The 22997-nt window shown below is 72.2% G+C and carries 20 protein-coding genes; 12 read left to right on the top strand and 8 right to left on the bottom strand.

Annotation, left to right across the window (positions count from 1 at the left end; all coding sequences use genetic code 11):
• The first annotated feature begins 202 nt into the window (after positions 1 to 202).
• Entirely contained in the window at positions 203 to 3739 is a 3537-nt protein-coding gene (mfd, locus tag ACFZDL_RS19855) for a transcription-repair coupling factor (RefSeq protein ID WP_353587610.1), read from the top strand.
• Positions 3740 to 3823: 84 nt separating this feature from the next.
• Here the strand turns inward: mfd and ACFZDL_RS19850 are convergent, their stop codons facing one another.
• Positions 3824 to 5077, bottom strand: a complete 1254-nt coding sequence (locus tag ACFZDL_RS19850) for a nucleotidyl transferase AbiEii/AbiGii toxin family protein (protein WP_353587608.1) — start codon at positions 5075 to 5077, stop codon at positions 3824 to 3826.
• Positions 5078 to 5292: 215 nt separating this feature from the next.
• Complete coding sequence (locus ACFZDL_RS19845; RefSeq protein ID WP_353587606.1) at positions 5293 to 5961, bottom strand: hypothetical protein; 669 nt, start codon at positions 5959 to 5961, stop codon at positions 5293 to 5295.
• Positions 5962 to 6151: 190 nt separating this feature from the next.
• Here ACFZDL_RS19845 and ACFZDL_RS19840 point away from each other — a divergent pair, with 190 nt between their 5' ends.
• On the top strand, positions 6152 to 6559 hold the full coding sequence (locus ACFZDL_RS19840) for a DUF1330 domain-containing protein (protein WP_353587604.1): 408 nt from the start codon (positions 6152 to 6154) through the stop codon (positions 6557 to 6559).
• Between the two features lie 4 nt (positions 6560 to 6563).
• On the opposite strand, the gene ACFZDL_RS19835 is transcribed toward ACFZDL_RS19840, so the two are convergent.
• Complete coding sequence (locus ACFZDL_RS19835; protein ID WP_353587603.1) at positions 6564 to 7499, bottom strand: phosphorothioated DNA-binding restriction endonuclease; 936 nt, start codon at positions 7497 to 7499, stop codon at positions 6564 to 6566.
• Between the two features lie 85 nt (positions 7500 to 7584).
• On the opposite strand from ACFZDL_RS19835, the gene ACFZDL_RS19830 reads away from it, so the two are divergent.
• The 3 genes from ACFZDL_RS19830 (at position 7585) to ACFZDL_RS19820 (ending at position 10984) form a co-directional block, all read left to right on the top strand.
• The gene (locus tag ACFZDL_RS19830) at positions 7585 to 8514 is read left to right on the top strand and encodes an LLM class flavin-dependent oxidoreductase (protein ID WP_353587601.1); all 930 of its coding nucleotides are present in this window, start codon (positions 7585 to 7587) and stop codon (positions 8512 to 8514) included.
• A gap of 128 nt (positions 8515 to 8642) precedes the next feature.
• Positions 8643 to 9095, top strand: coding sequence for a hypothetical protein (locus ACFZDL_RS19825; RefSeq protein WP_391191691.1), 453 nt, complete (start codon positions 8643 to 8645; stop codon positions 9093 to 9095).
• Between the two features lie 110 nt (positions 9096 to 9205).
• The gene (locus ACFZDL_RS19820) at positions 9206 to 10984 is read left to right on the top strand and encodes a S8 family serine peptidase (RefSeq protein WP_353587597.1); all 1779 of its coding nucleotides are present in this window, start codon (positions 9206 to 9208) and stop codon (positions 10982 to 10984) included.
• A 115-nt stretch (positions 10985 to 11099) separates the two neighbouring features.
• Here the strand turns inward: ACFZDL_RS19820 and ACFZDL_RS19815 are convergent, their stop codons facing one another.
• The gene (locus ACFZDL_RS19815; protein WP_353587595.1) at positions 11100 to 12239 is read right to left on the bottom strand and encodes a substrate-binding domain-containing protein; all 1140 of its coding nucleotides are present in this window, start codon (positions 12237 to 12239) and stop codon (positions 11100 to 11102) included.
• Positions 12240 to 12631: 392 nt separating this feature from the next.
• On the opposite strand from ACFZDL_RS19815, the gene ACFZDL_RS19810 reads away from it, so the two are divergent.
• From ACFZDL_RS19810 to ACFZDL_RS19790, 5 genes are all read left to right on the top strand, one after another.
• Complete coding sequence (locus ACFZDL_RS19810; protein ID WP_353588130.1) at positions 12632 to 15169, top strand: ATP-binding protein; 2538 nt, start codon at positions 12632 to 12634, stop codon at positions 15167 to 15169.
• Positions 15150 to 15629, top strand: coding sequence for a roadblock/LC7 domain-containing protein (locus tag ACFZDL_RS19805; protein WP_353587593.1), 480 nt, complete (start codon positions 15150 to 15152; stop codon positions 15627 to 15629). Before ACFZDL_RS19810 ends, ACFZDL_RS19805 begins: the two co-directional genes overlap by 20 nt.
• Positions 15630 to 15681: 52 nt before the next feature.
• Positions 15682 to 16134: a DUF742 domain-containing protein gene (locus tag ACFZDL_RS19800; protein ID WP_353587591.1), complete on the top strand. Its 453-nt coding sequence runs from the start codon at positions 15682 to 15684 to the stop codon at positions 16132 to 16134.
• The gene (locus tag ACFZDL_RS19795; RefSeq protein ID WP_353587589.1) at positions 16082 to 16711 is read left to right on the top strand and encodes an ATP/GTP-binding protein; all 630 of its coding nucleotides are present in this window, start codon (positions 16082 to 16084) and stop codon (positions 16709 to 16711) included. The genes ACFZDL_RS19800 and ACFZDL_RS19795 overlap by 53 nt, the downstream gene beginning before the upstream one ends.
• Positions 16712 to 16784: 73 nt before the next feature.
• Complete coding sequence (locus ACFZDL_RS19790; RefSeq protein WP_353587587.1) at positions 16785 to 17546, top strand: class I SAM-dependent methyltransferase; 762 nt, start codon at positions 16785 to 16787, stop codon at positions 17544 to 17546.
• Between the two features lie 9 nt (positions 17547 to 17555).
• Here the strand turns inward: ACFZDL_RS19790 and ACFZDL_RS19785 are convergent, their stop codons facing one another.
• Both ACFZDL_RS19785 and ACFZDL_RS19780 read right to left on the bottom strand, forming a co-directional pair.
• Positions 17556 to 18005: a DNA-binding protein gene (locus tag ACFZDL_RS19785; protein ID WP_353587585.1), complete on the bottom strand. Its 450-nt coding sequence runs from the start codon at positions 18003 to 18005 to the stop codon at positions 17556 to 17558.
• 71 nt (positions 18006 to 18076) lie between these two features.
• The gene (locus ACFZDL_RS19780; RefSeq protein ID WP_353587584.1) at positions 18077 to 18604 is read right to left on the bottom strand and encodes a hypothetical protein; all 528 of its coding nucleotides are present in this window, start codon (positions 18602 to 18604) and stop codon (positions 18077 to 18079) included.
• A gap of 566 nt (positions 18605 to 19170) precedes the next feature.
• On the opposite strand from ACFZDL_RS19780, the gene ACFZDL_RS19775 reads away from it, so the two are divergent.
• Both ACFZDL_RS19775 and ACFZDL_RS19770 read left to right on the top strand, forming a co-directional pair.
• Complete coding sequence (locus tag ACFZDL_RS19775; protein ID WP_353587582.1) at positions 19171 to 19707, top strand: DUF2231 domain-containing protein; 537 nt, start codon at positions 19171 to 19173, stop codon at positions 19705 to 19707.
• A 240-nt stretch (positions 19708 to 19947) separates the two neighbouring features.
• Positions 19948 to 20952 (top strand): hypothetical protein, encoded by a 1005-nt coding sequence (locus ACFZDL_RS19770; RefSeq protein WP_353587580.1) that lies wholly within the window; start codon positions 19948 to 19950, stop codon positions 20950 to 20952.
• Between the two features lie 131 nt (positions 20953 to 21083).
• On the opposite strand, the gene msrA is transcribed toward ACFZDL_RS19770, so the two are convergent.
• Both msrA and ACFZDL_RS19760 read right to left on the bottom strand, forming a co-directional pair.
• Positions 21084 to 21743, bottom strand: coding sequence for a peptide-methionine (S)-S-oxide reductase MsrA (gene msrA, locus ACFZDL_RS19765; RefSeq protein WP_353587578.1), 660 nt, complete (start codon positions 21741 to 21743; stop codon positions 21084 to 21086).
• Between the two features lie 123 nt (positions 21744 to 21866).
• Positions 21867 to 22964 (bottom strand): hypothetical protein, encoded by a 1098-nt coding sequence (locus ACFZDL_RS19760; RefSeq protein ID WP_353587576.1) that lies wholly within the window; start codon positions 22962 to 22964, stop codon positions 21867 to 21869.
• Between the last annotated feature and the right edge of the window lie 33 nt (positions 22965 to 22997).

Below are 22997 nucleotides of genomic sequence, written 5' to 3'. Positions count from 1 at the left end.
ACGGCGGTCGGGGTTCCGCCGGGCCGCCCGTGGCCCCAGGGGGTCGCGTGTGCGCGCACGGTCGCCGGGGCGGGGGCGCCGCCCCGGCGTACGGCGGACCCGGCGGACGTTGTCGGCGGGTGGCCGTACTCTGGAAGACCCCCCGGCCCGCGCGTGTGTCGGGCCATTCGCGTTGTCCGCCTCCGGGATGGAATAGCCCCTTATGAGCCTTACCGGTCTGCTCGACGCCGTCGTACGGGACCCCGCGCTCGCCGAGGCGGTTCAGGCCGCCGCGAACGGCGGGCGGCACCATGTCGACCTGGTCGGCCCGCCCGCCGCCCGCCCCTTCGCCGTCGCCGCGCTGGCGCGCTCCGCCGGGCGGCCGGTGCTGGCGGTGACGGCCACGGGGCGGGAGGCCGAGGATCTGGCCGCCGCGCTGCGGTCGCTGCTGCCGCCGGACGGGGTGGTGGAGTACCCGTCGTGGGAGACGCTGCCGCATGAGCGGCTGTCGCCGCGGTCGGACACGGTCGGCCGGCGGCTGGCCGTGCTGCGGCGGCTGGCGCACCCGAGCGCCGACGACCCGGCGGCGGGCCCCGTGTCGGTGGTGGTCGCCCCGGTGCGGTCGGTGCTCCAGCCGCAGGTCAAGGGGCTCGGGGACCTGGAGCCCGTGAGCCTGCGGTCGGGGCAGAGCGCCGATCTGGAGGAGATCACGGGCGGGCTGGCGGCCGCCGCGTACTCGCGGGTGGAGCTGGTCGAGAAGCGCGGCGAGTTCGCGGTGCGCGGCGGGATTCTGGACGTCTTCCCGCCGACCGAGGAGCATCCGCTCCGGATCGAGTTCTGGGGCGACGACGTCGAGGAGATCCGCTATTTCAAGGTCGCCGACCAGAGATCCCTGGAGGTCGCCGACCACGGGCTGTGGGCCCCGCCCTGCCGTGAGCTGCTGCTGACCGAGGAGGTGCGGGCGCGGGCCGCGGCGCTCGCCGAGGAACACCCGGAGCTGGGCGAGCTGCTGGGCAAGATCGCCGAGGGGATCGCGGTCGAGGGCATGGAGTCGCTGGCTCCCGTGCTCGTCGACGACATGGAGCTGCTGCTGGACGTGCTGCCCGCCGGCAGCATGGCCGTGGTCTGCGACCCGGAGCGGGTGCGGACCAGGGCCGCGGACCTGGTGGCGACGAGCCAGGAGTTTCTGCAGGCGTCCTGGGCCGCCACCGCGGGCGGTGGCGAGGCGCCGATCGACGTGGGCGCGGCCTCGCTGTGGAGCATCGCCGACGTCCGTGACCGGGCGCGCGAGCTGGGCATGATGTGGTGGTCGGTGAGCCCGTTCGCGGCGACCGACGAGGACATCGAGGAAGACACCCTGAAGCTGGGCATGCGCGCCCCCGAGACCTACCGGGGCGACACCGCCCGCGCGCTCGCCGACACCAAGGGGTGGCTGGCCGACGGCTGGCACACGGTGTACGTGACCGAGGCCCACGGCCCGGCCTCCCGTACGGTCGAGGTGCTGGGCGGCGAGGGGATCGCGGCGCGGCTGGACGGGGACCTCACCGAGATCAAGCCGTCCGTGGTGCAGGTGGCCTGCGGCTCGATCGAGTACGGCTTCGTGGACCCCGGCCTCAAGCTGGCCGTGCTGACCGAGACCGATCTGTCCGGGCAGAAGGCGGCGGGCAAGGACGGCGCCCGGATGCCGGCCCGGCGGCGCAAGACCATCGACCCGCTGACCCTCCAGGCGGGCGACTTCATCGTCCATGAGCAGCACGGCGTCGGCCGCTACGTCGAGATGGTGCAGCGCACCGTCCAGGGCGCCACCCGCGAGTACCTGGTCGTCGAGTACGCGCCTGCCAAGCGCGGCCAGCCCGGCGACCGGCTGTTCGTGCCGACGGACCAGCTGGAGCAGATCACCAAGTACGTGGGCGGCGAGGCCCCGAGCCTGCACCGGCTCGGCGGCGCCGACTGGACCAAGACCAAGGCGCGCGCCAAGAAGGCCGTCAAGGAGATCGCGGCCGACCTGATCAAGCTCTACTCGGCCCGTATGGCCGCGCCCGGCCACGCCTTCGGCGCGGACACCCCCTGGCAGCGCGAGCTGGAGGACGCCTTCCCGTACGCGGAGACCCCCGACCAGCTGACCACCATCGGCGAGGTCAAGGAGGACATGGAGAAGTCGGTTCCGATGGACCGGCTGATCTGCGGCGACGTCGGCTACGGCAAGACCGAGATCGCGGTGCGGGCGGCCTTCAAGGCGGTCCAGGACGGCAAGCAGGTCGCCGTGCTGGTGCCGACCACGCTGCTGGTGCAGCAGCACTTCGGCACCTTCAGCGAGCGGTACGGCCAGTTCCCGGTGGTCGTCAAGGCGCTGTCCCGCTTCCAGACGGACACCGAGGCGAAAGCGGTCCTCGAGGGGCTGCGGGAGGGCTCGGTCGACGTCGTCATCGGCACCCACCGCCTCTTCTCCTCCGAGACCAGGTTCAAGGACCTGGGCCTGGTCATCGTGGACGAGGAGCAGCGCTTCGGCGTCGAGCACAAGGAGCAGCTGAAGAAGCTCCGGGCGAATGTGGACGTGCTGACCATGTCCGCCACCCCGATCCCGCGCACCCTGGAGATGGCGGTGACCGGCATCCGCGAGATGTCCACGATCACCACCCCGCCGGAGGAGCGCCATCCGGTGCTCACCTTCGTCGGCCCGTACGAGGAGAAGCAGATCGGCGCGGCCATCCGGCGCGAGCTGCTGCGCGAGGGCCAGGTCTTCTACATCCACAACCGGGTCGAGTCCATCGACCGGGCGGCGGCGCGGCTGCGCGAGATCGTCCCCGAGGCGCGGATCGCCACCGCCCACGGCCAGATGTCGGAGAGCGTGCTGGAGCAGGTCGTCGTCGACTTCTGGGAGAAGAAGTTCGATGTGCTCGTCTCGACGACGATCGTCGAGTCCGGCATCGACATCTCCAACGCCAACACGCTGATCGTCGAGCGTGGCGACAACTTCGGCCTCTCCCAGCTGCACCAGCTGCGCGGCCGCGTCGGGCGCGGGCGCGAGCGCGGCTACGCGTACTTCCTCTACCCGCCCGAGAAGCCCCTGACCGAGACCGCCCATGAGCGGCTGGCCACCATCGCCCAGCACACCGAGATGGGCGCGGGCATGTATGTGGCGATGAAGGACCTGGAGATCCGCGGCGCGGGCAATCTCCTCGGCGGCGAGCAGTCCGGCCATATCGCGGGCGTCGGCTTCGACCTGTACGTACGGATGGTGGGCGAGGCGGTCGCCGACTACCGCGCCTCGCTGGAGGCGGGCGGGGAGCCGGAGGAGGCCCCGCTGGAGGTCAAGATCGAGCTCCCGGTGGACGCGCATGTCCCGCACGACTACGCGCCGGGGGAGCGGCTGCGGCTCCAGGCCTACCGGGCCATCGCCGCCGCGGCGAACGAGGAGGACATCCGCCACGTCCGCGAGGAGCTGACCGACCGCTACGGCAAGCTGCCCGAGCCGACGGAGAACCTGCTGCTGGTCGCGGGGCTGCGGCTGCTGGCGCGGGCCTGCGGCGTCGCCGACATCACCCTCCAGGGCGCCAACATCCGCTTCGGGCCGGTCGAGCTGCGCGAGTCGCAGGAGCTGCGGCTGGGGCGGCTCTACCCGCGGTCGGTGGTCAAGCCCGCCACCAAGCAGGTGCTGGTGCCCCGGCCCACGACGGCTCGCATCGGCGGGAAGCCGCTGGTGGGGCGGGAGCTGCTGGCGTGGACGGGGGAGTTCCTGACCACGATCCTGGGGGCGTAGGCGCAAGGCCTTCCGTTTGTGGTGAGTATGAGACAGCGACACGCCGTGGCGTCGGCGTGTCGCTGTCTCATACTCACCACAACCTCACCGCTCGCCCGTGAGCTGCCGTGACGCCTCGACGGGGTCGCCGAGGACCTGGCTCAGGTGGTGCGCCTTGCGGCTGAACGACCGGAAGGCGTACACGATCTCGGCCGCGTCCACGATCTCGCAGTCGGCGCGGCCGAGCAGCTCGCGGGTGATCACGATGGCGTTCTTCGCGTGCACATACCGCTCGACCAGGTGCTCCTGGAGGGCGTCCATGCCGGAGTCCGCCAGCACCTTCCGGCAGTCCCGCGTCCACTGGGCCAGCCAGGCCGCCCGCTCCAGGTATTCGGCGGACTCACCGCTGCCGTCGTCGAGGGCGGCGAAGGTGGGGGCGAGGGCTTTGAGGAGGCGGCGGACGTATGCGCCGTGGAGGCCCTTGATCTGCGGATGGTCCTTCTGGAACTCGAACCAGTCCGCCTCGACGCTCCCGATCCACTCCAGGAGCACCGGATTCCGCTCGTAGTAGCCGCCCTCGACGCCCTGGAACACATGGCGCAGCAGCTCGAAGCCCAGCTCGGTGGACTCGGCCAGCAGAACGGCGTCGTACAGGTCCTTGCCCTCGGGGTGCATATCCGTGACCAGCCACAGGATCTTCCAGGCGAGGGAGAGCTCGGGTGTGGCCGCGTTGAGCCGGATCGGGGGCTCGGTGCTCTCCTCGGGAGCGCCCGGGCCGGCGTAGCGGGGGATGGTGGTGGGGGCGGAGGGCGCGGGCAGCGGCTCGTTGAAGACGAAGTCGAGCTGGACCGTGCCGGACGGCACCCCGTCCTCGCCGGGGGTCCACGGGATCACCAGGCGCCGCCCGGGGACACGGTCGTACGTCCATATCTGGTCGCTGACCGCGCCCCGGGAGTTGACGCGGACCGGGCCGCCCGCGCGCCGGGAGCGGAGGTCGGCGGCGCGCGCGATGCCGTCGATCATCCGGTCCGTACGCTCGTCCTCCAGCTGCCAGGAGTCGGGCACCACGACGAAGTCCAGGTCCCCGGGCTCGCGCGCCGCCTCCCCGTACCAGGCCCTGAGCAGCACGCTGCCGCGCAGCACCAGATGCTCGGCCCACGGCGAGTCCGCGACGGCGGCCAGGACGAGGTCGGTGGCGCGGCGGCGGGCGGCGTACCAGCGGCGGCCGGACTCCGCGTCCTCGAACTGCGGCTCGCCGGCCCGCATCGCCCGCGCGTGGTGGGCCATCGACGGGTCGAACACCGGGCGCTGCAGGACGCCTTCGCCGAGGACGGGCCGCAGCGACGTGGGCAGCCGCATGCGCGCGGCGGTCGCCGCGTCCAGCTCCTCCTGGGGGATGGTGCCGTCCTCCGGCCACGGGCCGTAGCCGAACGCCGTCCATGCCGATGCCGTCGATTCCGAAGCGTCAGGTGACCCCGACGCGTCAGGTGACCCCGAAGCGCCAGGTGACCCGGACCCGTCAGATGGCTTCGACACCCCAGATGACTCCGACGATGCCGATGGTGTCGACTCTGTCATCGCGCTGCCTCCTCCTCGGCCATCCAGCCCGCGTCCAGGCTCTCGTCGCTGTCATACACGACGAACTCCCGCTCCACCGAGAGGATTTCCGGGCCGCCCCCGCCGCCCGCCCGCAGCGCGGCCGTCAGCGCCTCCAGCCGGCGGCCCGCCGTGTCGCGGCCGACCAGGCGGCAGCGCTGGGTGAGGAAGCGCTCGGCGCGCCCGTCGGGGCGCACCCGGCGGGCGTTGCGGGACAGATGGGCGGCGTGGGCGGCGGCGAGCCCGGCGAGGGCGGGCGCCGCCCCGGGGGTGTCCAGCAGCAGCTTGACGTGGTGCTCGAAGTAGTAGCGGGGGCCGAGCGCCCGGCCGTCCTCGTCGGACGCGGGCACCCCCGCCGCCCACGGCGCCGCCTCGATCTTCGTCCGTACGACGGGGAACCCCGCGCCGGCCAGCCCGGCCGCGGCCGCCTCGGCGGCGGAACGGGCCGTCGGCAGCGCGCCGTCGGCGCGCAGGGTCAGCATCGGCTGGGAGGGCACCTGGCCGCGGTCGAGGACGATGTGCACGAACTTCCAGCCGCGCCCCGCCGCGTACCGCTCCAGCGAGCGGTACGGGGAGGGGGCGTCCGCCCTGCCCCCGACGGGGTCGACCGTCAGATGGATCTCGAACTCGCCGGTGACCGTGAACACGTGTGCATGATCCCAGGCGGGCGGATCCGGAGACGCGGGCCCTTCCCTCCCAGGACCCTTCCCTCCCAGGACCGTACCTCCCAGGACTCTTACCTCTCAGGTAATCGACGCCGCGCCACGCCCGCGACAGCCTGGACGGGCACCCGGGCGCACCCCCGACCGACCGACCCGCCCGCCCCGTGGAGGAGCCATGCCCCGCGCCTTCGGACTCGCCCATCTGCGCAGCCGCAGCCCGCACCCCGACATCATCGAGTACCTGGAGCGGATCCAGGCGACGCTCGACCCCTACGGCGGACGCTTCGTCATCCACACCGCGGAGCTGGAGGTGGTGGAGGGCTCCTGGCCGGGGAGCGTGGTCCTGATCGAGTTCCCCGGCCGGGCGGAGGCCCGCGCCTGGTACGAGTCGCCCGCCTATCAGGAGATCCTGCGGCTGCGCACGGACCACATCGAGGGCGACCTGATCCTGGTCGAGGGGGTCGGGCCCGGCTACGACCCCACCGAGCGGGCCAGGAAGCTGCGCGCCGCCGACCCGGAGGGCTACGCGGGGGACCCGGAGGGCCGCGCGGGGGCAGCGGCCCCGGCGGCCCCCGTGTCGTAAACCCTCACCCCCCGGCGGGTACGCGCGGTTCGCCGCGGAAGACCTGCGCCGTGTGCCAGTCGATGTGCTCCCCGGCGATCCGTGCGCTGCCCGGCCGCGGCCCGAGCACCGGCCGTCCGCCCAGCCGCAGCACATACGCGTGGGCGGCCTCGCTGCGGCCGGTGAAGTGCCGGGACACCAGGATGCGCCGGCTGCCGTCGAGGCCCAGCACGCCCTTGTCGAACAGCTTGTGGTGGAGGGAGCACAGACACAGCCCGTTGGAGAGGTCGTCCGGTCCCGCGAAGGCCCACCACCGTACGTGCGCGGCCTCCAGGCCCACCGGCACAGGGCCGCCCGCCCCGCCGCCCGCGCCGCCGATCGCCCCGTCGTAGCCGCAGAACGCGCAGCGGCTCTCGTACGCCGCCAGCACCCGCTCCCGCATCTCGGCGGCCCCGTGGCGTATCCGGCGGGTGCCGCGCGCTCCGTCGGCGGCGGTCAGGTCGAGCCCGACGGCGTCGGCCAGGTCGGGGTGGAGGGAGGGCGCGAAGTGCTGGTCGAGGAGGAGCTGGGCGAGACGGCCGAGCAGGGAGGGGTCGGCGGTCAGCGCGTCCCGCAGGCCGGGGGCGAGCCGCCCGGCCGCCCCGCTCGTGCGCAGGGCGCCCAGCGCCGTGCCCGGGCTGCCCCCGCCCGCGTCGGTCCGCACCTCCCACACCCCGTCGCTCACCAGGTGGTGGAACGGGTAGGCGGCGTTGGTGCGGCGCCTGGGCCCGTACTCCTCCAACAGCCGCTTGAGATCCGCCTCGACCTCGGTGAACCGCAGCGCCTGGCCCGCGTCCCGCTGGAACCGCGCCAGCGCGTACAGCATGAGCAGCGGCTTGTGCGGCGCGCGCTCCCCGTTCTGCGACCACTGGCGCAGCGTGCGCACGCGCTCGGCCCAGTCGGTCCCTTCGGTCCCCTCCATGCGGCCACGGTAGCGGGGCGGGGCGCGCCCGAGGCGGGCGCGGATCACATTCCCCCGCTCCGCCCCCGCCGCCTACATTGGCCCGATGACCAATGACCTGGTGACCAACGACCCGGTGATCAACGAGCCTTCGCCGCGCCGCCGCATCGGCGTGATGTTCGACCGGGACGGCAAGCCCGAGGAACTCTCCGCGTACGCGCGGGCGGTGGAGGAGTACGGAGCCGACGACCTGTGGGTCGTCGAGGACCTGGGCTGGGCCGGGGCCATCGGCTCGGCGACGCTCGCGCTGGCGGCCACCGAGCGGCTGCGCGTCGGCATCGGGATCTCCCCGGCCCCGCTGCGCAACCCGGCGCTGCTCGCCATGGAGCTGGCCACGGTGGCCCGGCTGTTCCCGGGCCGGCTCGTCGCGGGCGTCGGGCACGGGGTGCCGGAGTGGATGGCCCAGGTCGGCGCCGCGTCCCCGACCCCGCTGGCCCTGCTCGAAGAGACGATCACGGTGGTGCGCACCCTGCTGCGCGGCGAGACGGCCACCCTCGACGGCCGGGCCGTGCACATCGACGGCGTGACGCTCGTCCACCCGCCCGCCGAGGCCCCGCCGGTCGTCTCGGGTGTCGTGCGCCCCCGCTCCCTGGAGCTGTCCGGCCGCGCCGCCGACGGCACGGTCATGGCCGAGGGGCAGGGCCCGGCCGCGATCGCCGCCGCGCTCGGCCACATCGCGAAGGGGCGCGCCGCCGCCGGCGCCGGCCACTCGCACGAGTTGATCGTCTTCACCCATCTGCGCGTGGCCGACGACCCCGAGCGGGTGGCGACGGACACCGCTCCCGTGCGGGACGAGTACTCCGAATGGCTCGGTGTCCCGCGCGACGAGGTGTTCCTCGCGGCGGGCGACGCCGCCGGTGCCGCCGAACGGGTCCGGGACCTGTGGGAGGCGGGCGCGGAGACGGTCGTGCTGCGTCCGGTGGGCGAGGATCCGCTGGCCCAGGTGCGTGCGGTGCTGGGGGCGTTGGAACGCTGACGGCCGGTCTCCGATTGCGCGCGATCCTGACACCGACTTAGCGTAAATGTAACAAATAGGGCATGTAGGGCGTGTTGCCCTTGTGTCCTTCCTCGTCGATGTCGTCCTATGGAGGATCCATGTCGGTGATGACTGGCGCCCAACCCATGCAGCAGACCCAGCCCCAGATGGGCCAGCAGCAAATCACCCAGGTCGTGCAGCAGGCGATCCAGCAGGCTTGCCAGCAGGCGGGTCAGCAGATCGCGCAGCGCCTGCAGCACACCGTCCAGCAGCTCCAGCAGATCAACCAGCAGGGCCTGGGGCAGCAGGCGCACCCGTACCTGGCCATGGCGCTGCACTACTCGCTGCACAACGGGGTCCGGCAGGCGGTGGAGCAGGCCGTACAGCAGGCGCTGCCGGTCGCCATCGCGACCCTGATCCAGCAGCAGGGCCAGCAGGGCATGGGCCAGCAGGGCATGGGCCAGCAGGGCATGGGCCAGCAGGGGTTCGGCCAACAGGGCATGGGCCAGCCCGGCATGGGCATGCAGCAGTTCGGCCAGCAGCCGTTCCAGCAGTACCAGCAGCCGTTCGGCATCGGCTGACGCCTGGGTCGACGCGGTGCGGTGTGCCCGGAACGGTTCCCGAGCACACCGCATCACCGTGGGAGCGCGGCCCCCGGTCGCCGGAGCACAAGCGTAAGGACGACGTTGGCGTGGTGAAGGTGGACGTGATGCTCAAGAACAGGCCCGAGAACGACAGGGACGGCGCATCCGCGGGCGCGGGCGAGCCCGGCCGCGCGGGCGCGGGCCGGGAGGAGGGGGTGCGCAAGAAGGGCGCGCGGCGCCCCCTCGCGGTGCGGCCGCGCCGCGAGCGGTACCTGGTGGCCCCGCTGCCCCCGCATCTGCTCCCGCCCGGAGTGGCCGCGCTGGACATGGACGCGGTGTGCGAACGGCTAAGCAGCATGCCGGAGGTCACGGTGGTCCGCCGGCTCCGGCCCTCGAAGAAGCCGGACCCGGCGGGGCAGCCCGCCTCCTGCCCGGAGATCGCGGTGGTCGAGGCGGCCCAGGAGCAGGTGCCGTCGCTGCGGTCGGCACATGTCCACGTGGAGCCGGACCTGCCGCTGACCGGGGCGGGCGCGGGCGCGGCCACCGGGCAGGTGGCGGGGATGATGCCGCTGGCCGACCCGGGTCTGGTCGCCCCCCTGGACACACCCGTGGAGATCTCGCTGCGGGTCTGCGGCCCGGACGAGGAGCCGCTGGCCGGGGCCGGGGTGTTCCTCATCGGGGCGTCCTGGCCGGTCCAGGGCATCACGCGCGCCGACGGGACGGTGACGCTGGTCCTGGCCACCGACACCGCGCAGTTGGCCCAGGCCCTGTACGTACGCCCTGCCGGCGGCTACGTGGACCGCTGGATCCACCACCCGGACCTGTCGGCGACCCAGGAGAACCTGGTCACCCTCACCCCGCTGGCCAAGGTGTACCCGGGGCTCGAGGAGCGGCAGCAGTACGGCTGGGGGCAGCAGGCCATGCGCCTCGACCGGCTGCCGCCCACGTTCCGCGGCTTCGGCGTGAAGGTCGCGGTCATCGGCTCGGGCGTCGCCGCCGACCACCCCGATCTGAAGGACCGGGTGCGCTCCGGGGCGGACCTGGTCGGCGGTACGGAACAGGGCTGGGCGCACGACGTCACCGGGACCGGCACCCACGCGGCGGGCGTGATCGCCGCGGCCGACACGGGCCCCGGCGTCATCGGCATCGCGGTCGACGCCCGCATCGAGGCCTGCCGGGTGCTGCCCGGCGGCCGCTTCAGCGATCTGATCGCCGCGCTCGACCACTGCATCGAGGCCGAGGTCGACATCGCCCACATCGCGGTGGCCACCCCGTACTCCTCCGAACTGGTCGCCCGCAAGCTCGCCGACGCCCACGCCGCGGGCGTCGCCTGCGTCGCCCCGGCGGGCGACTCGGGCGGGCCGGTCGCCTTCCCCGGGTCGCTGCCCACCGTGTTCACCGTCGGCGCGCTGGGCGCCTTCGGCTCGTACCCGCCCGACACCTCCCAGGCCACCCACGCGGGCCCGCCCCTGACCCCGGAGGGCCTGTTCGCCGCGCGGTTCAGCGCGTACGGCCCCGAGGTCGACGCGGTCGCGCCCGGTGTGGCGGTGCTGTCCTGCTCGCCGCGCGGCGGCTACGCGGCGCTGGACGGCACCGGCCCGGCCTCGGCCCATGTCGCCGGTCTCGCCGCCCTCGTCCTCGCCCACCACGAGGACTTCCGCGGCCAGTTGCCGCCCCGCGGACCCGGCCGCGTCCAGCGCCTGTTCCAGATCATCGCCGCAGGCTGCCGCCCGCTGGCCCTCCCCGGCTCCTGGGACGCGGCCCGCACCGGCCGCGGCCTGCCCGACGCCCTCGTCGCCCTGGGCCTCGCCCCGGGCGTACAACTCGCCCCCACGGTCACGTCCTTCGCCCCGCCCATGGCGGGATACGGCGCCACCCCCCAGTGATCCCGCGGGGCCGCGCCCGGCCGGGGCGTACCTGTCCGGCGCGGCCCCGGCGGAGCGCCACCGTCCGCGCTAGCGAGGTTGGTCACCTGGTCACCCGGTCACGTGGCCACCCTGGTCAGCGGTCCCAGATCTTGCGGTACGCCTGGCGGTAGCCCTCCGAGTCCCAGGACAGCGCGCCACCGCTGTTGGCGGCGGTGGTGATGTGGACGGGCGCGACGTAACCGCTGGCCGGCTCCCCGGCGAAGGCGCGGTTGAACTCGTCGACGATCTGCCAGCCCTGCTCGGAAAGCGGCTCGGGCACGGTCGCGGCCTGGAAGTCCTTGCCGTTGACGCGCTCGAACGCCGACGGGTCGCCGTCACCGGCGCCGATGTTGTACGGGGCGCCGTCGCCGTCCTTGCCCGCGGCGCGCAGGGCGGGGGCGGCGTGGCGGAAGTACAGGTCGTTGATGGCCACGGAGTAGGTCCACTCGTCCCCGAAGCGCTTGAGCAGGGAGGAGACCTCCTTGATGGAGCGGCTGTTGGCCTCGGGGATGGGGATGTTCTTGTACTCCAGCAGCTTGACGCCGGAGCAGGTGGCCAGCTCCTTCTTGATCAGCTCGGACTTGTTCCTGGGGAAGTCGGACGTGGTGTCGGTGAACACCACCACGCCCGCGTGGCCGTTGGACCGGGCGATGATCCAGTCGGCGCTGATCTTCGCGACGTCCTCGACCCTGGACGTCACATTGCTGAAGAGCTTCGGGTCCTTGCTGGGGCCGGGGTTGACGGTGGCGTGCCAGCCGATCACCGGGATACCGGCCGCATCCGCCCGCCGGATCTCCTCGGGGACGGCTTCGGGGCCGAAGCCGCTGATGACGATGCCGTCCGGCTTGGCGGCCAAGGCCTCCTTGAAGGCCGCCTTGACCCCGGCGTTGGTGCCCTTGCCGTTGAGGATCCGGGCGCGCCAGCCGACCACCTTGGCGGCCTCCTCGACGCCCTGGGCGACTCCGGCGGGGCCGGGGTTGGCCAGGGTGTGGGCTATGTAGACGATGGTCTTGCCCCGCGCGGCCTTGGGCCCGCTGGTGGGGCCGGTCCAGGGGGCGTCCACGTCCTCGGCCTTCTCGACGGCCCGCTTGGCCTTGGCGAGCACGGTGGGACAGCCGGGCTTGGCGGAGCCCGAACCGGACACGTCGGTGTCCGAATCCGGATCACAGCCGGCGGCGGTGGCCACGGCCAGGAGCGCGGCGGCGGTCACGACCGCCTTGCGGGTGGGGTGCACGGGTCTCCTCGCGGGGCAAGAGGTGGCTACGGCTATGGCTACGGGTACGGGCGAGTGGGGGAGAAACAGGGTAAGGGCAATGGTCCTTTCGGGCGGCGAGGTGTCCGGCGATGGCCGCTCAAAGCGTCTCCAAGGCCGCTTCTTCGATGGGCAAATGCCGCAGAAAGCACATGTTTCCTGGTCTTAATGGCCTATGCCTTGCGTGCTTGCGTGCAAACGGTAGTGTTCACCGCCGGTCGGACTGTGGCGCGATTTCATCGCTCGCACGCGGGCGTGAGCCGTCGCGCGCGGGCGAGGTGTGAGAGCGTCATGCTCCCCCGGTCGTCGGCGGTCGGTACCAACAACGCCTCGGTCACCGCTCAGAAGCACATGGAAGGAGGCCCGGGGTGTCTGTGGACACGGCGGACCCGTCGCTCGGACCCACGTCCGAACCCAGTCCCGATCCCGACTCGTCCGCCAGCGCGCCGCTGACGCCGCGGCCCCGCCGGAGGGCCGGGGCCTTCCTCGACCGATGGCCGTTCCGGCGGAAACTCAACGTCCTGGTGATCGTGCCCGTCGCGGTCGTCGGCGTGCTGCTGGCCGTCGGCGTCACCAGCGAGGTGGGCCAGGCCCAGGACGCGTCCCGGACCGCCGACGTGGTGCGCGACAGCGAGCGGGTCGCGGAGCTGATCAACGACCTCCAGTCCGAACACCGCCAGGCGCTGCTGCTGTCCGTGCAGCACGACGCGCTCCGGCCCGGCACCGCCCTGCCCTCGACCAACGCCTACCGCAAGGCGCAGCGCAAGACCGACGACCAGGCCTCCGCCGTGCGTTCGGCCTTCTCCGAGCAGGGCGTGCCCAAGGAGGAGGCGCAGGCGCTCGAATACGTCCGGGGCCTTGCCGTACTGCGCGACAAGGTCGAACGCGGCTCGGTCTCGGCCGCCGGCATCAGCCCCGCGTACGCGTCCGCCGTCGAGTACCTGATCGACGGCATCGGCCTCGACACCTCCTCCGGCACCTCGTCGTCCTCGATCATCAAACTGCTCGACGCGGTGCTGCGCGCCGACGCCGCCCACGCCGCCTTCGAGAGCGGGGTGTTCTCCGCACAGACCCAGGACGCCAACGCCCTCACCGAGTACAGCCACGCGGTCAGCGCCCACGCGGTCTACGACTACCAAGCGGAACGGTTCAGCAGGATCGCCACCCGGTCCCAGGTCCTGGCCCTCAGCGGTATCGAGCGCGCGGCCGAGCAGAACGGCATCTCCGACCAGTTCGCGGAGCTGCAGATCGACCCGAGCTCCTTGCAGGGCCAGACGCCGCAGCAGCTGCGCAAGGCGATGGCCGCCGGAACCCGGCAGGCCGAGGCCCGCCTCGACATCACCCAGTCGCTCATCCGGCAGATCGCCGACCGGGCCGACAGCCTCTCCAAGAGCGCCCTGCACAAGGCGCTGGCGATGATCGCGCTCGCCCTGCTCGGCTTCGCCGTCTGGCTGGCGTTCTCCGTCCTGGTCCGCCGCTCGGTCGTACGCCCCCTGGCGGCCCTGACCGGCGCCGCGCACCAGGTGGTCGACGTGGCGGGCCAGGAACTCGCCCGGGTCGAGGACGACGACGAGTCGGCCGAGCGCACCCCGCTGAGCCCGCGCCCGATCCCGGTCCCGGTCCGCGACGAGATCGGCGACCTGGCCGAGGCCTTCAACGAGGTGCAGGTCACCGCCGCGGCGCTGCTGGAGCGGCAGGTGCTCAGCCGCCGCAACGTCGCCGAGATGTTCGGCAACGTCGGGCGCCGCGTCTCCAACCTGACCTCGCGCCAGCTCATGCTGATCGACGCCGTGGAACGCGAGGAGACCGATCCCGAGGTCCTGGAACGGCTCTACCGCATCGACCACATCGCCGTACGCCTCCAGCGCAACGCCGACAGCCTGATGCTGCTCGCCGGCATCCGGGAGACCGATGTGGAGGCCCGGCCGACCACCCTGGCCAACGTCATCCGGGCGGGCCTCGGCCGGATCGAGGGGTTCCAGCGGGTGAGCCTGCGGTCCGAGACGGAGATCACCGTCGCCCCCGACATCATCGCCGACCTGACGCTGATGCTCGCCGAACTGCTGGAGAACGCGGTCTCCTTCTCGCCCTCCCACACGCCCGTCGAGGTGGTCGTCCGGCCCGGCAGCGACGTCAGCTCGGACGGCGGGGCGCTGATCGAGGTCATCGACCACGGCCTGGGGATGAGCGCGGAACGCCTCGACGAGGAGAACACCCGGCTCGTCCGCCGCGAACGGCTCGACCTCGTACCGAGCAAGGTGCTCGGCCTCTTCGTGGTCGGCAGCCTCGCCCGGCGCTGGGGCATCCGGGTCACCCTGAGCCGTACGCCCGGGGGCGGGGTCACCGGCTCCGTCTGGATCCCGGCGGTGCTGATGCTGTCCGTGAGCCCGCTGGACCTGGCGGCGGAGGCGGGTACGGACGCGGCCGCGGACACCGCCACGACCGGAACCGTATGGGAACTCCCGGCCAGGCCCGACCCCCTGACCAAGCCCGAGAGGGAATCCGCCGCGCCCACGCCGCTGCCCGTGCGGACCCCCGCCACCGGCCCCGCGCAGCCGGGCGGGCTGCCCCGGCGCGTCCCGAACCGCAAGGGGACGGAACGGCCTGCCGCCGACGCCCCCGCCACCGACACCCCCACCACCAGGACATCCGGCGGCGACGCACCGTCCCCCCGCCCGCTGCGAAGGCGGGTACGGGGCGCGACCCTGGCCACGACCACCCCGCCGGCCGACCGGGGCGTCCCGGCCGCGCGCCGGCCCGTGGACGCCGAGGCGGTCCGCAGCGAACTCGACGAGTTCGAGGCCGCGGTGCGCAGGGCCCAGAAGGACAGCGCCGCCGCCCCGACGGAACCAGCACCGTCCCCATCACAGAGAACCCGGAAGGAGTCCGGCAGTGACCACGCCGACAGATAACGGCAGTTCCGAGGAGCGGGCGGAACCCACCGATCTGCGCGCCGCCGCGGCCGACTTCACCTGGCTGCTTGACCGGTTCGCCAGCGAGACCGCCGGAGTGGTGGACGCCATCGCGGTGTCCTCCGACGGCCTGCTGATCGCCGTCTCCCAACTGCGCGAGCAGGCCGACTCGGAGCGGCTCGCCGCGATCGTGTCCGGTATCACCAGCCTCGCCGCGGGCGCCTCCGGCAACTACGGCCTCGGCGGCCTCAACAAGGTCATCATCGACCTGGAGGGCGGCCATGTGCTGGTGTCGGCCATCGGCAGCGGGGCCGTGCTCGGCGTCGTGGCCTCGAAGGAGGCGAAGCTGGGCAATATCGCCTATGAGATGGCCCTGTTCGCCAACCGGGCCGGAGCCGCGCTCACTCCCCAGCTGGTGCTGGAGCTGAAGAAGAGCGCCGGCGCCACCCCGGCCGGCTGACCCGTCCCACCACTTCGGGGCACAGGGCACAGGCATTCAGAAGGGGATCGTGATGGCCGCCGGTGAAGCAGTACCGCACGAGGCAGCAGGCGGCGCGGGCAGCGCCTGGGACGCGCCGGAGCCGGGCGGCCGCGCCTCCGCGATCCGGCCGTTCCTGCTGACCGCCGGCCGGGTGTCGGGGAGCGGCGCCGCGCCGTCGCTCCCGGTCGAGTCCCAGGTCGTGGCGACCCCGACCGGGCTCTCCGCCCTGGGCTCGCTCACCTTCGAACACCACGACCTCGTCGCCGCCTGCCGGCGCCCGCAGTCGGTGGCCGAGCTCGCCGCCCTGCTGCGACTGCACCTCAACGTGGTCCGGGTGCTGGCGGGGGACCTGTGCACCGCCGGGCATCTGGCGGTCCATGTGCCCAACGCCAAGGCGACCCAGGACATCTCCGTACTGCGAAGGGTTATCGATGGTCTCCGTGCCGTCCCCGACTCCCGGGGCACACTCCGCGACAGCAGCTGAACAGCCGTCGGCCGGCCAGCCGCCGCTGCCGGTCAAGCTGGTCATCGCCGGCGGCTTCGGGGTCGGCAAGACCACGGCCGTGGGCGCGATCTCCGAGATCCGCCCGCTGACCACCGAGGCCGCGATCACTGAGGTCGCGGCGGGCGTGGACGATCTCACGCACACCCCGGGCAAGACCACCACCACGGTCGCGATGGACTTCGGCTGCATCACCATCGACCCGACGCTGAAGCTGTATCTGTTCGGCACACCGGGCCAGGACCGGTTCGGCTTCATGTGGGACGACGTGGTCGAGGGCGCCCTCGGCGGCCTGGTGATCGTGGACACCCGCCGCCTGGACGACTGCTACGCGGCGGTGGACTACTTCGAGCACAAGGACATCCCCTTCGCCGTCGCCGTCAACGCCTTCGACGGGGAGGTGCAGCACGACCTCGACGAGGTGCGGTGGGCGCTGGACGTCTCCGAGCACGTGCCGCTGGTTGTCTTCGACGCCCGGAAGACGGGCTCGGTCCGGGACGCGCTGCTGGTCGTCCTCGACGTCGCGCTGGCCCGGGCGCAGAGCGCGGCTGTGAGCTGACACACGCTCCCTTTGGGGAGTCCCACTGGACATTCGGCAGACCCGGGCGCGAGACCAGAGGGAGGATGGCCGGATGACGACCACCTCACGCGCCCACTCGTTCAACGCGGCCGCCGCCCAGTACGCCGCGAACCGCCCCTCGTACCCGCCCGCCCTCCTGGACGCCGTCGAGGCGCTGATGGACCGCCCTCTCGCCGGCGCCCGCGTCGCCGACGTCGGCGCGGGCACCGGAATCGCCACGGCCCTGCTGCGCGAGCGCGGCGCCGACGTGATCGCCGTCGAGCCGGGCGAGGGCATGGCGGCCGAGTTCCGCCGTACGCTGCCCGACGCGCCCATCGTCCGGGGCGACGGCAACGCCCTGCCCCTCGCCGACGCGTCCCACGACCTCATCACCTACGCCCAGTCCTGGCACTGGACCGACACCACCCGCTCCGTCCCCGAGGCGCTGCGCGTCCTGCGCCCGGACGGCACGCTCGCCATCTGGTGGAACACCAGCGCCCTCGACGTGCCGTGGATCGCCGCGCAGGACGAGCGCGTCGCACACCACTGCGGAGTGAAGTCCCCGTCCAAGGAGCGCCCCGACGACGACCGGGCCATCGAGCTCGCGGGCCTCGCGGGGCTCGACGTCACGCGCCGGCAAGTGCGCTGGAGCCGCGTCGTCCCCCTCGACACGCATCTCGCCAACATCGGCAGCCACTCGGCGTTCCTCGTCCTCGGCGAGGCCGGCGCCCGTGCCTTCCTCACCGAGGAGCGCACCCGCCTGGGCGAGCTCTTCCCCGAGGGGACGGTGGAGGAGACGTACGTGGTCGACCTCCTGGTGGCCGCCCGGCCCTGACGCCCTGAGCTACGCCGAACCTTCCGCATCGGCCGCGGCACGGCTGGCCAGCCGCTCGTAACGCTGCCGGGCGGCCTGCGGAGTCCCGAGCCCGAGCCCGAAGGCCACCTCCTGCCAGGTCATGCCGCGGCCCCGCGCCATCTGCAGCAGTCCGACCTCCAGCTCGTCCATCTCCCCGCGGACCAGCGGGATGAGGCTCAACGCGGCGGTGATATCGGCCTGATCCACCTCCGGCTCCCCGTCAACCGGCTGCGCCGCCCCGCTGAGCAGGAACGACACCAGCCTGACGGCCTCGTGCGGCCCGACGAGCGCAGGATGCGTCTGCCGTCGGCGCTGCTCGTCGGTGGCGGCGTGCCGCTCGGCGATGCGCATCAAAGACGCGTACACGCGGTGCGCTCGTGCCTGGTCGGGCGAGGGGGGTGTGAAGGGATCGGGGTGCTGATCGGGACTTGACGACATGAGATCAGCATGGAGTGGTACACGATCCGATGTCAACTGATCGTTGTAAACGGATTGTTCAAAGGTGCGGCCTAGTCGATGTCCACCACCGGAATCCCCGGAGCGAAGCGGGCGACCGCGGCCCTCAGCCGGTCCCGGTCGAGGCGCCAGCCGCTCTCCGGCCGGGACACGTCGACATCGCTGGGAAGATGCGGCACAAGAGCGCGCATCGTGGCGCGGCCGACCACCCCTCGAACGCTGCCGGGCACCGCCGGCGCCCCCTCGCGCCGGGCCAGGCCGATGTACGGGATCGAGGCGGCCGAATGCTGTCGCCACAGAACGACGGCCGTGATGTCCTGCCAGGGCACGTGGACGGCGGCCGAACTACGCAGGGCGGGATTCCCGCCGAACAGCACGCCCGTCTCGTCGACGCGCAACGCCACCTTGCCGCGTATGGAGGAATACGCCGTGAACACCCCGCCGACGACGCAGAACAGCAGCGCCACGATCCGCACGTACAGCGGTTTGTCGGGGAGCGTCACCGCGCCCGTTCCGCCGACCGCGAGAAAGGCGATGACGAACACGTTCTTGCGATTCCACCCGTAACGCACCTCGTACACCAAGGACCCCCCGTCCGTTGTGGGGGGATTGTGGCAGTCCTCTGTGTTCCGTGGGAAGGGGCGCGGTACGACCCGACTGGTGTCGGTGCGAGGGCCGGCCGAGTGCCCCGTGGCGCAGCGAAGATCAGTCGAAGTAGGCGACCAGCCGAACCCCTCGTGGGTCGAAGCGTCCTGCCAGGGCCTTCATCACGGCGAAGACGTGCTCCCAGCCGCTGCCGGGGCCCGATGGCCTGCCCGCGCGTGACACGATGGAAGCCCGACGTCGCTGATCCCGATGTCCAGGTTCCGTGGCGAGCCGTCGCAGGGGAACCGCCGACCGGGGGTCCCCCGAAGCGGTTGATGATCTCGATCGGCCAGGTGTCCGCCACCCAGTACTCCCAGGCCGCTGCCGACCTCTCGGGCTCCTGGACTCGTAGGAGCCCGCTGGATCCTCGTGGAACGGCGCTCCGGGGCGGGTTCAGAGGAAGTTCAGAAGTTCCTGTGACAGTCTGGCGCGCCCCAAGGCCGGCACACGGGGCGCACCTGCGCGCGCCGATCTGTCATGGTCACCTCTGGAGGAAAACCTGATGAGCCTCACCGTGATCAACGGTCTGCCCGCACACGTCCTGGTCGTGCACTTCGTCATCGTGCTCGTTCCCCTGACCGCCCTGGCGGTCGTGGTCGGCGCGATATGGCCGAGTGCGGCCCGGCGGATGGGAGTTGCGCTCCCCCTGCTGGCCCTTGTGACGCTGGCGAGCGTGCCCGTGGCCACGTCGGCCGGCGAGTGGCTGGAGGAGCACGTCGACAGCGACGCCCTGGTGCGCAGGCACGCCGAACTCGGCGACGGGTTGCTTCCCTGGGTCGCGGGCCTGTTCGTTCTGGCGGCGGCTGTCTGGTGGACGACCCGCAGGTCGACGTCGGCGGAGGCGGCCCCCGCGGAGCGGACCCGGGCAGCCACGACCCGGTCCGCGCTGGTTGTCCGCGTCGCGGCAGTGGTGCTCTCCGTCGGGGTGGCCGCGGGCGCCGTCGTGGACGTGTACCGGATCGGCGACTCGGGAGCGAAGGCCGCCTGGCACGACGGCTTCTCCAAGACCGCCCACGACGAACATGGTGACAACGGCTGACACTCCTCCGCCCGGTCGCCGGTTGCGGGTTGCCGGTGGGCGACGGGTCAAAGTCACTGCCGAAGCGACCGCGGGTCGCCGACGGGGCGGGCGACGGAACTCTTTCGCGAGATTCGGCTGCCGCTGAATGGGGACGTAGACGGCCCACTGAGGTTTTCTCAATGGAGATCTCCACGCGGGGTGCCGATCCGGCGGCGGTCCGCGGCGAGCAGCCCCGAGCTGTCCGAGTAGGCTGCTCCGATGAACTCGTCCGCGTGCGACCACGTCCTCTACGCCGACGACCGCGGTCCATATGCGGAGCTGCATCTCACTCTGGAGTGCAGCCGAACCGGCAGCGCGATGAGCCACGACGTCAAAGAGGACCATTGCGCGGCGGCGCTCGATGGCTGGTTACACGCGAACCCCGAGCGAATCCTTCTCAAGCTCCTCGTGACAACAAGACGGGTTCACCACGGTTCGTTTGGCCCGGTCGTCGACGTACTTGCCAGCCATCAGCCGGAGATCCGCCACCTAGGACTCGGCGCCCTCACCTTTCCGGACTTCGGTCGCGGCGACTACATCCCGGAGGATCTGTCGCGCGACGGCTCCTCGTGGAGGCTTTCGGTGCCGCTGAAGCGGGTGCTTGCAGCAGTGCCGACTCTCCATGAGCTGGTCATTCAGTGCAACGACATCGAAATGGTGCACGACATCCTGGGCACGCAGCCCCCACCTCCGTTCCCGGAGATGACACGTCTGCGCCGGCTGGTGCTGCGTGATGAGGCACTCAACCCCGCCGTGGTATCCGCGCTGGGTGCAAGCTCCTTTCCACAGCTTGAGTCGCTCGAACTCTGGCTCGGACGCTTCGAGTACAGCTGGGGCGGCTCGGCGCGGGACCTGATCCCGTTGCTGAACAACCTCGGGTTCGGGAAACTCCGTCAGCTGACCCTGGTGAGCGACTTGAGAGACACACTGGTGGACGTGCTCGCCGAGAGTGCGCTCATCGCACGATTGGAGTCTCTGAGACTGCCGTTTGGCGTGCTCGACGCATCCGGGGCGTTGCGTCTCCGTGACCGCTGGTCTGCCTTCAGTAACTTGCGCCGACTCGATGTCACGGGGAACGGCATTCCCGCTGCTGCGGCTCGTGCGCTCCGCGAGACGGCACCCGACGTCGTCGATTTGCGCGACCAACGGATCCGGGTCGATGACGAGCCGCACTTTGCGCCGCCGCTGGTCGACCTCTTCGGTGCCTGGGCCTCAGCGAGATGATCTTCGTGAAGCGGGTTGATGCAGTGTAGGCAGACGCAAAGCTCCTGGTAGGACGGTTCTCATCGCAAGATCTTCGGCTGAACCAGAGGCTTCGCCTCCGGGGTATCCGCTCTCTGGGTGAACGCAGCCCTTCAGCTCTCAGCGGGGGCGACGCCGATCGGACACGAAACGCCCGTGCCGCCGATGCCGCAGTAGCCGGCCGGGTTCTTGTCCAGATACTGCTGGTGATACGCCTCGGCAGCGTAGAAGGGGCCGGCCGGGAGGATTTCGGTGGTGATGTCGCCGTAGCCGGACTTGGTGAGGACGGACTGGTACGCGGTGCGGGAGGCCTCGGCCTCGGACTGCTGGTCGGGGGAGTGGGTGTAGACGGCCGAGCGGTACTGGGTGCCGACGTCGTTGCCCTGGCGGAAGCCCTGGGTGGGGTCGTGGGACTCCCAGAAGAGTTTGAGGAGGGCGGCGTACGAGGTGATCGAGGGGTCGTAGACGACGCGGACCGCTTCGGTGTGGGCGGTCAGGCCGCTGCAGACCTCTTCGTAGGTGGGGTTCTGGGTGTGGCCGCCCTGGTAGCCCACGAGGGTGGTCCAGACGCCGGGGGCCTGCCAGAACTTGCGCTCGGCGCCCCAGAAACAGCCGAGGCCGAAGTCGGCGACGAGCAGGCCCTCGGGGTAGGGGCCGGTCAGGGGGTTGCCGAGGACGGTGTGGCGCTCGGGGACCGGGAAGTTGAGTTCGGCGCGGCCCTTGAGCGCTTCCTCGGCGGAGGGGAGGTGGTTCTTGTGGCGGCTGAACAGCATCAATGGCTCCTAGGCTCCACGGTGGCCGAGCGGCGGGTGCGGTGTGCGCACCTTCACTTCGAACTTCGTATCGGTCTCGTCCCTTACTAACCGGGTGGGGCCGTGGGTCATTCCACGGCCCCCTCAGCGCGGCAGCGTCGCCGGGGTGCCGCCCCGGCCCTCCCAGCCGGCCACCGCCAGGGCCCGGTAGACGGTGTACTCCGCCGCCGGGTCCGCGCCGTAGGACCACGGGACCGCGCCCACGTGTCCGTCCACGTGGCGGAGCTGTTCCATCGCCTCGGCGTAGCGCTCGGCGCGCACCAGGAACCAGACCAGCAGGTGGCGGACGTGGGGCTGGACCGGGTGGTCGGCCGGGGCCTCGCGGACCGCGAAGAGGGCGCCTTCGAGGGCGCGGGTGACGACCGCGCTCTGGTAGAGGGTGCGCACCAGGTTGGCCTCGGGGAGGTGCTCGAAGACCGCGAAGAGGGGGAGGGCGGGCAGGAGGCTGTTGGCGGGGGCGGAGCCGGCGGCGGCGTGGGTGAAGGCGTCGGCGAGGTCCTGGGAGCCGTGCCACTTCTCGCACCAGTAGTGGAGCGCGGCGAGGTGGGCGCCCATGTGGTGCGGGGCGCGCTCGGTGACCTTGGCCCAGAGCTCTTCGAAGTCGGCCTGCCCGTATGCGAGGCCGCGGGCGATGCCGAGCTCGATGATGTACGGCACCGGGTCGCCGGGGGCCAGCCGCGCCGCCTCGGCGCAGACCGTACGGGCCTCCTCCAGGATCATCCGGAAGTCCTCCGACGAGGGGTCGCGCAGCGCCTGGCGGACCAGGAACTCCGCGTGCACGGCGGCCGCGCCCGGGTCCTCGGGGGCCGCGACCCGCCACGTGCGCAGCCACATGCCGCCCTGGCCCGGCGCCTGGGCCAGTTCGAAGGCGGCCGCGCCCGCCAGGGTCTGCACCCGCTGCCAGCGCAGCTCGGAGCTCGCGTCGGTGAGGGCCAGCAGGCGGCCGGCGGGCTGCCAGTCCTGGGTGCGCTGGACCTCCTCCAGGGCCTCGGTCAGCTCGCGGTCCGGGCCGGGCAGCCGTACGTCCAGCTGGTCGCGCGGTACGAAGCCGTACGCGCCCGGGTCCGTGGCGAGCACCGCGCCGCGCGTGGCCTCGCCGCCGCCGCGCATCCGGCGTACGGCCGGTACGACGAGGACACCGCCGATCATGACGATGGCGATGAGGAAGATCAGATACTCCATGTGTGTCCCCTGCTGCCCCTGCTGTGCCCGGTA

Source organism: Streptomyces sp. NPDC007917 (genome assembly GCF_042959105.1).
GTDB lineage: Bacteria > Actinomycetota > Actinomycetes > Streptomycetales > Streptomycetaceae > Streptomyces.
This window is presented reverse-complemented; position numbering and strand designations above follow the sequence as displayed.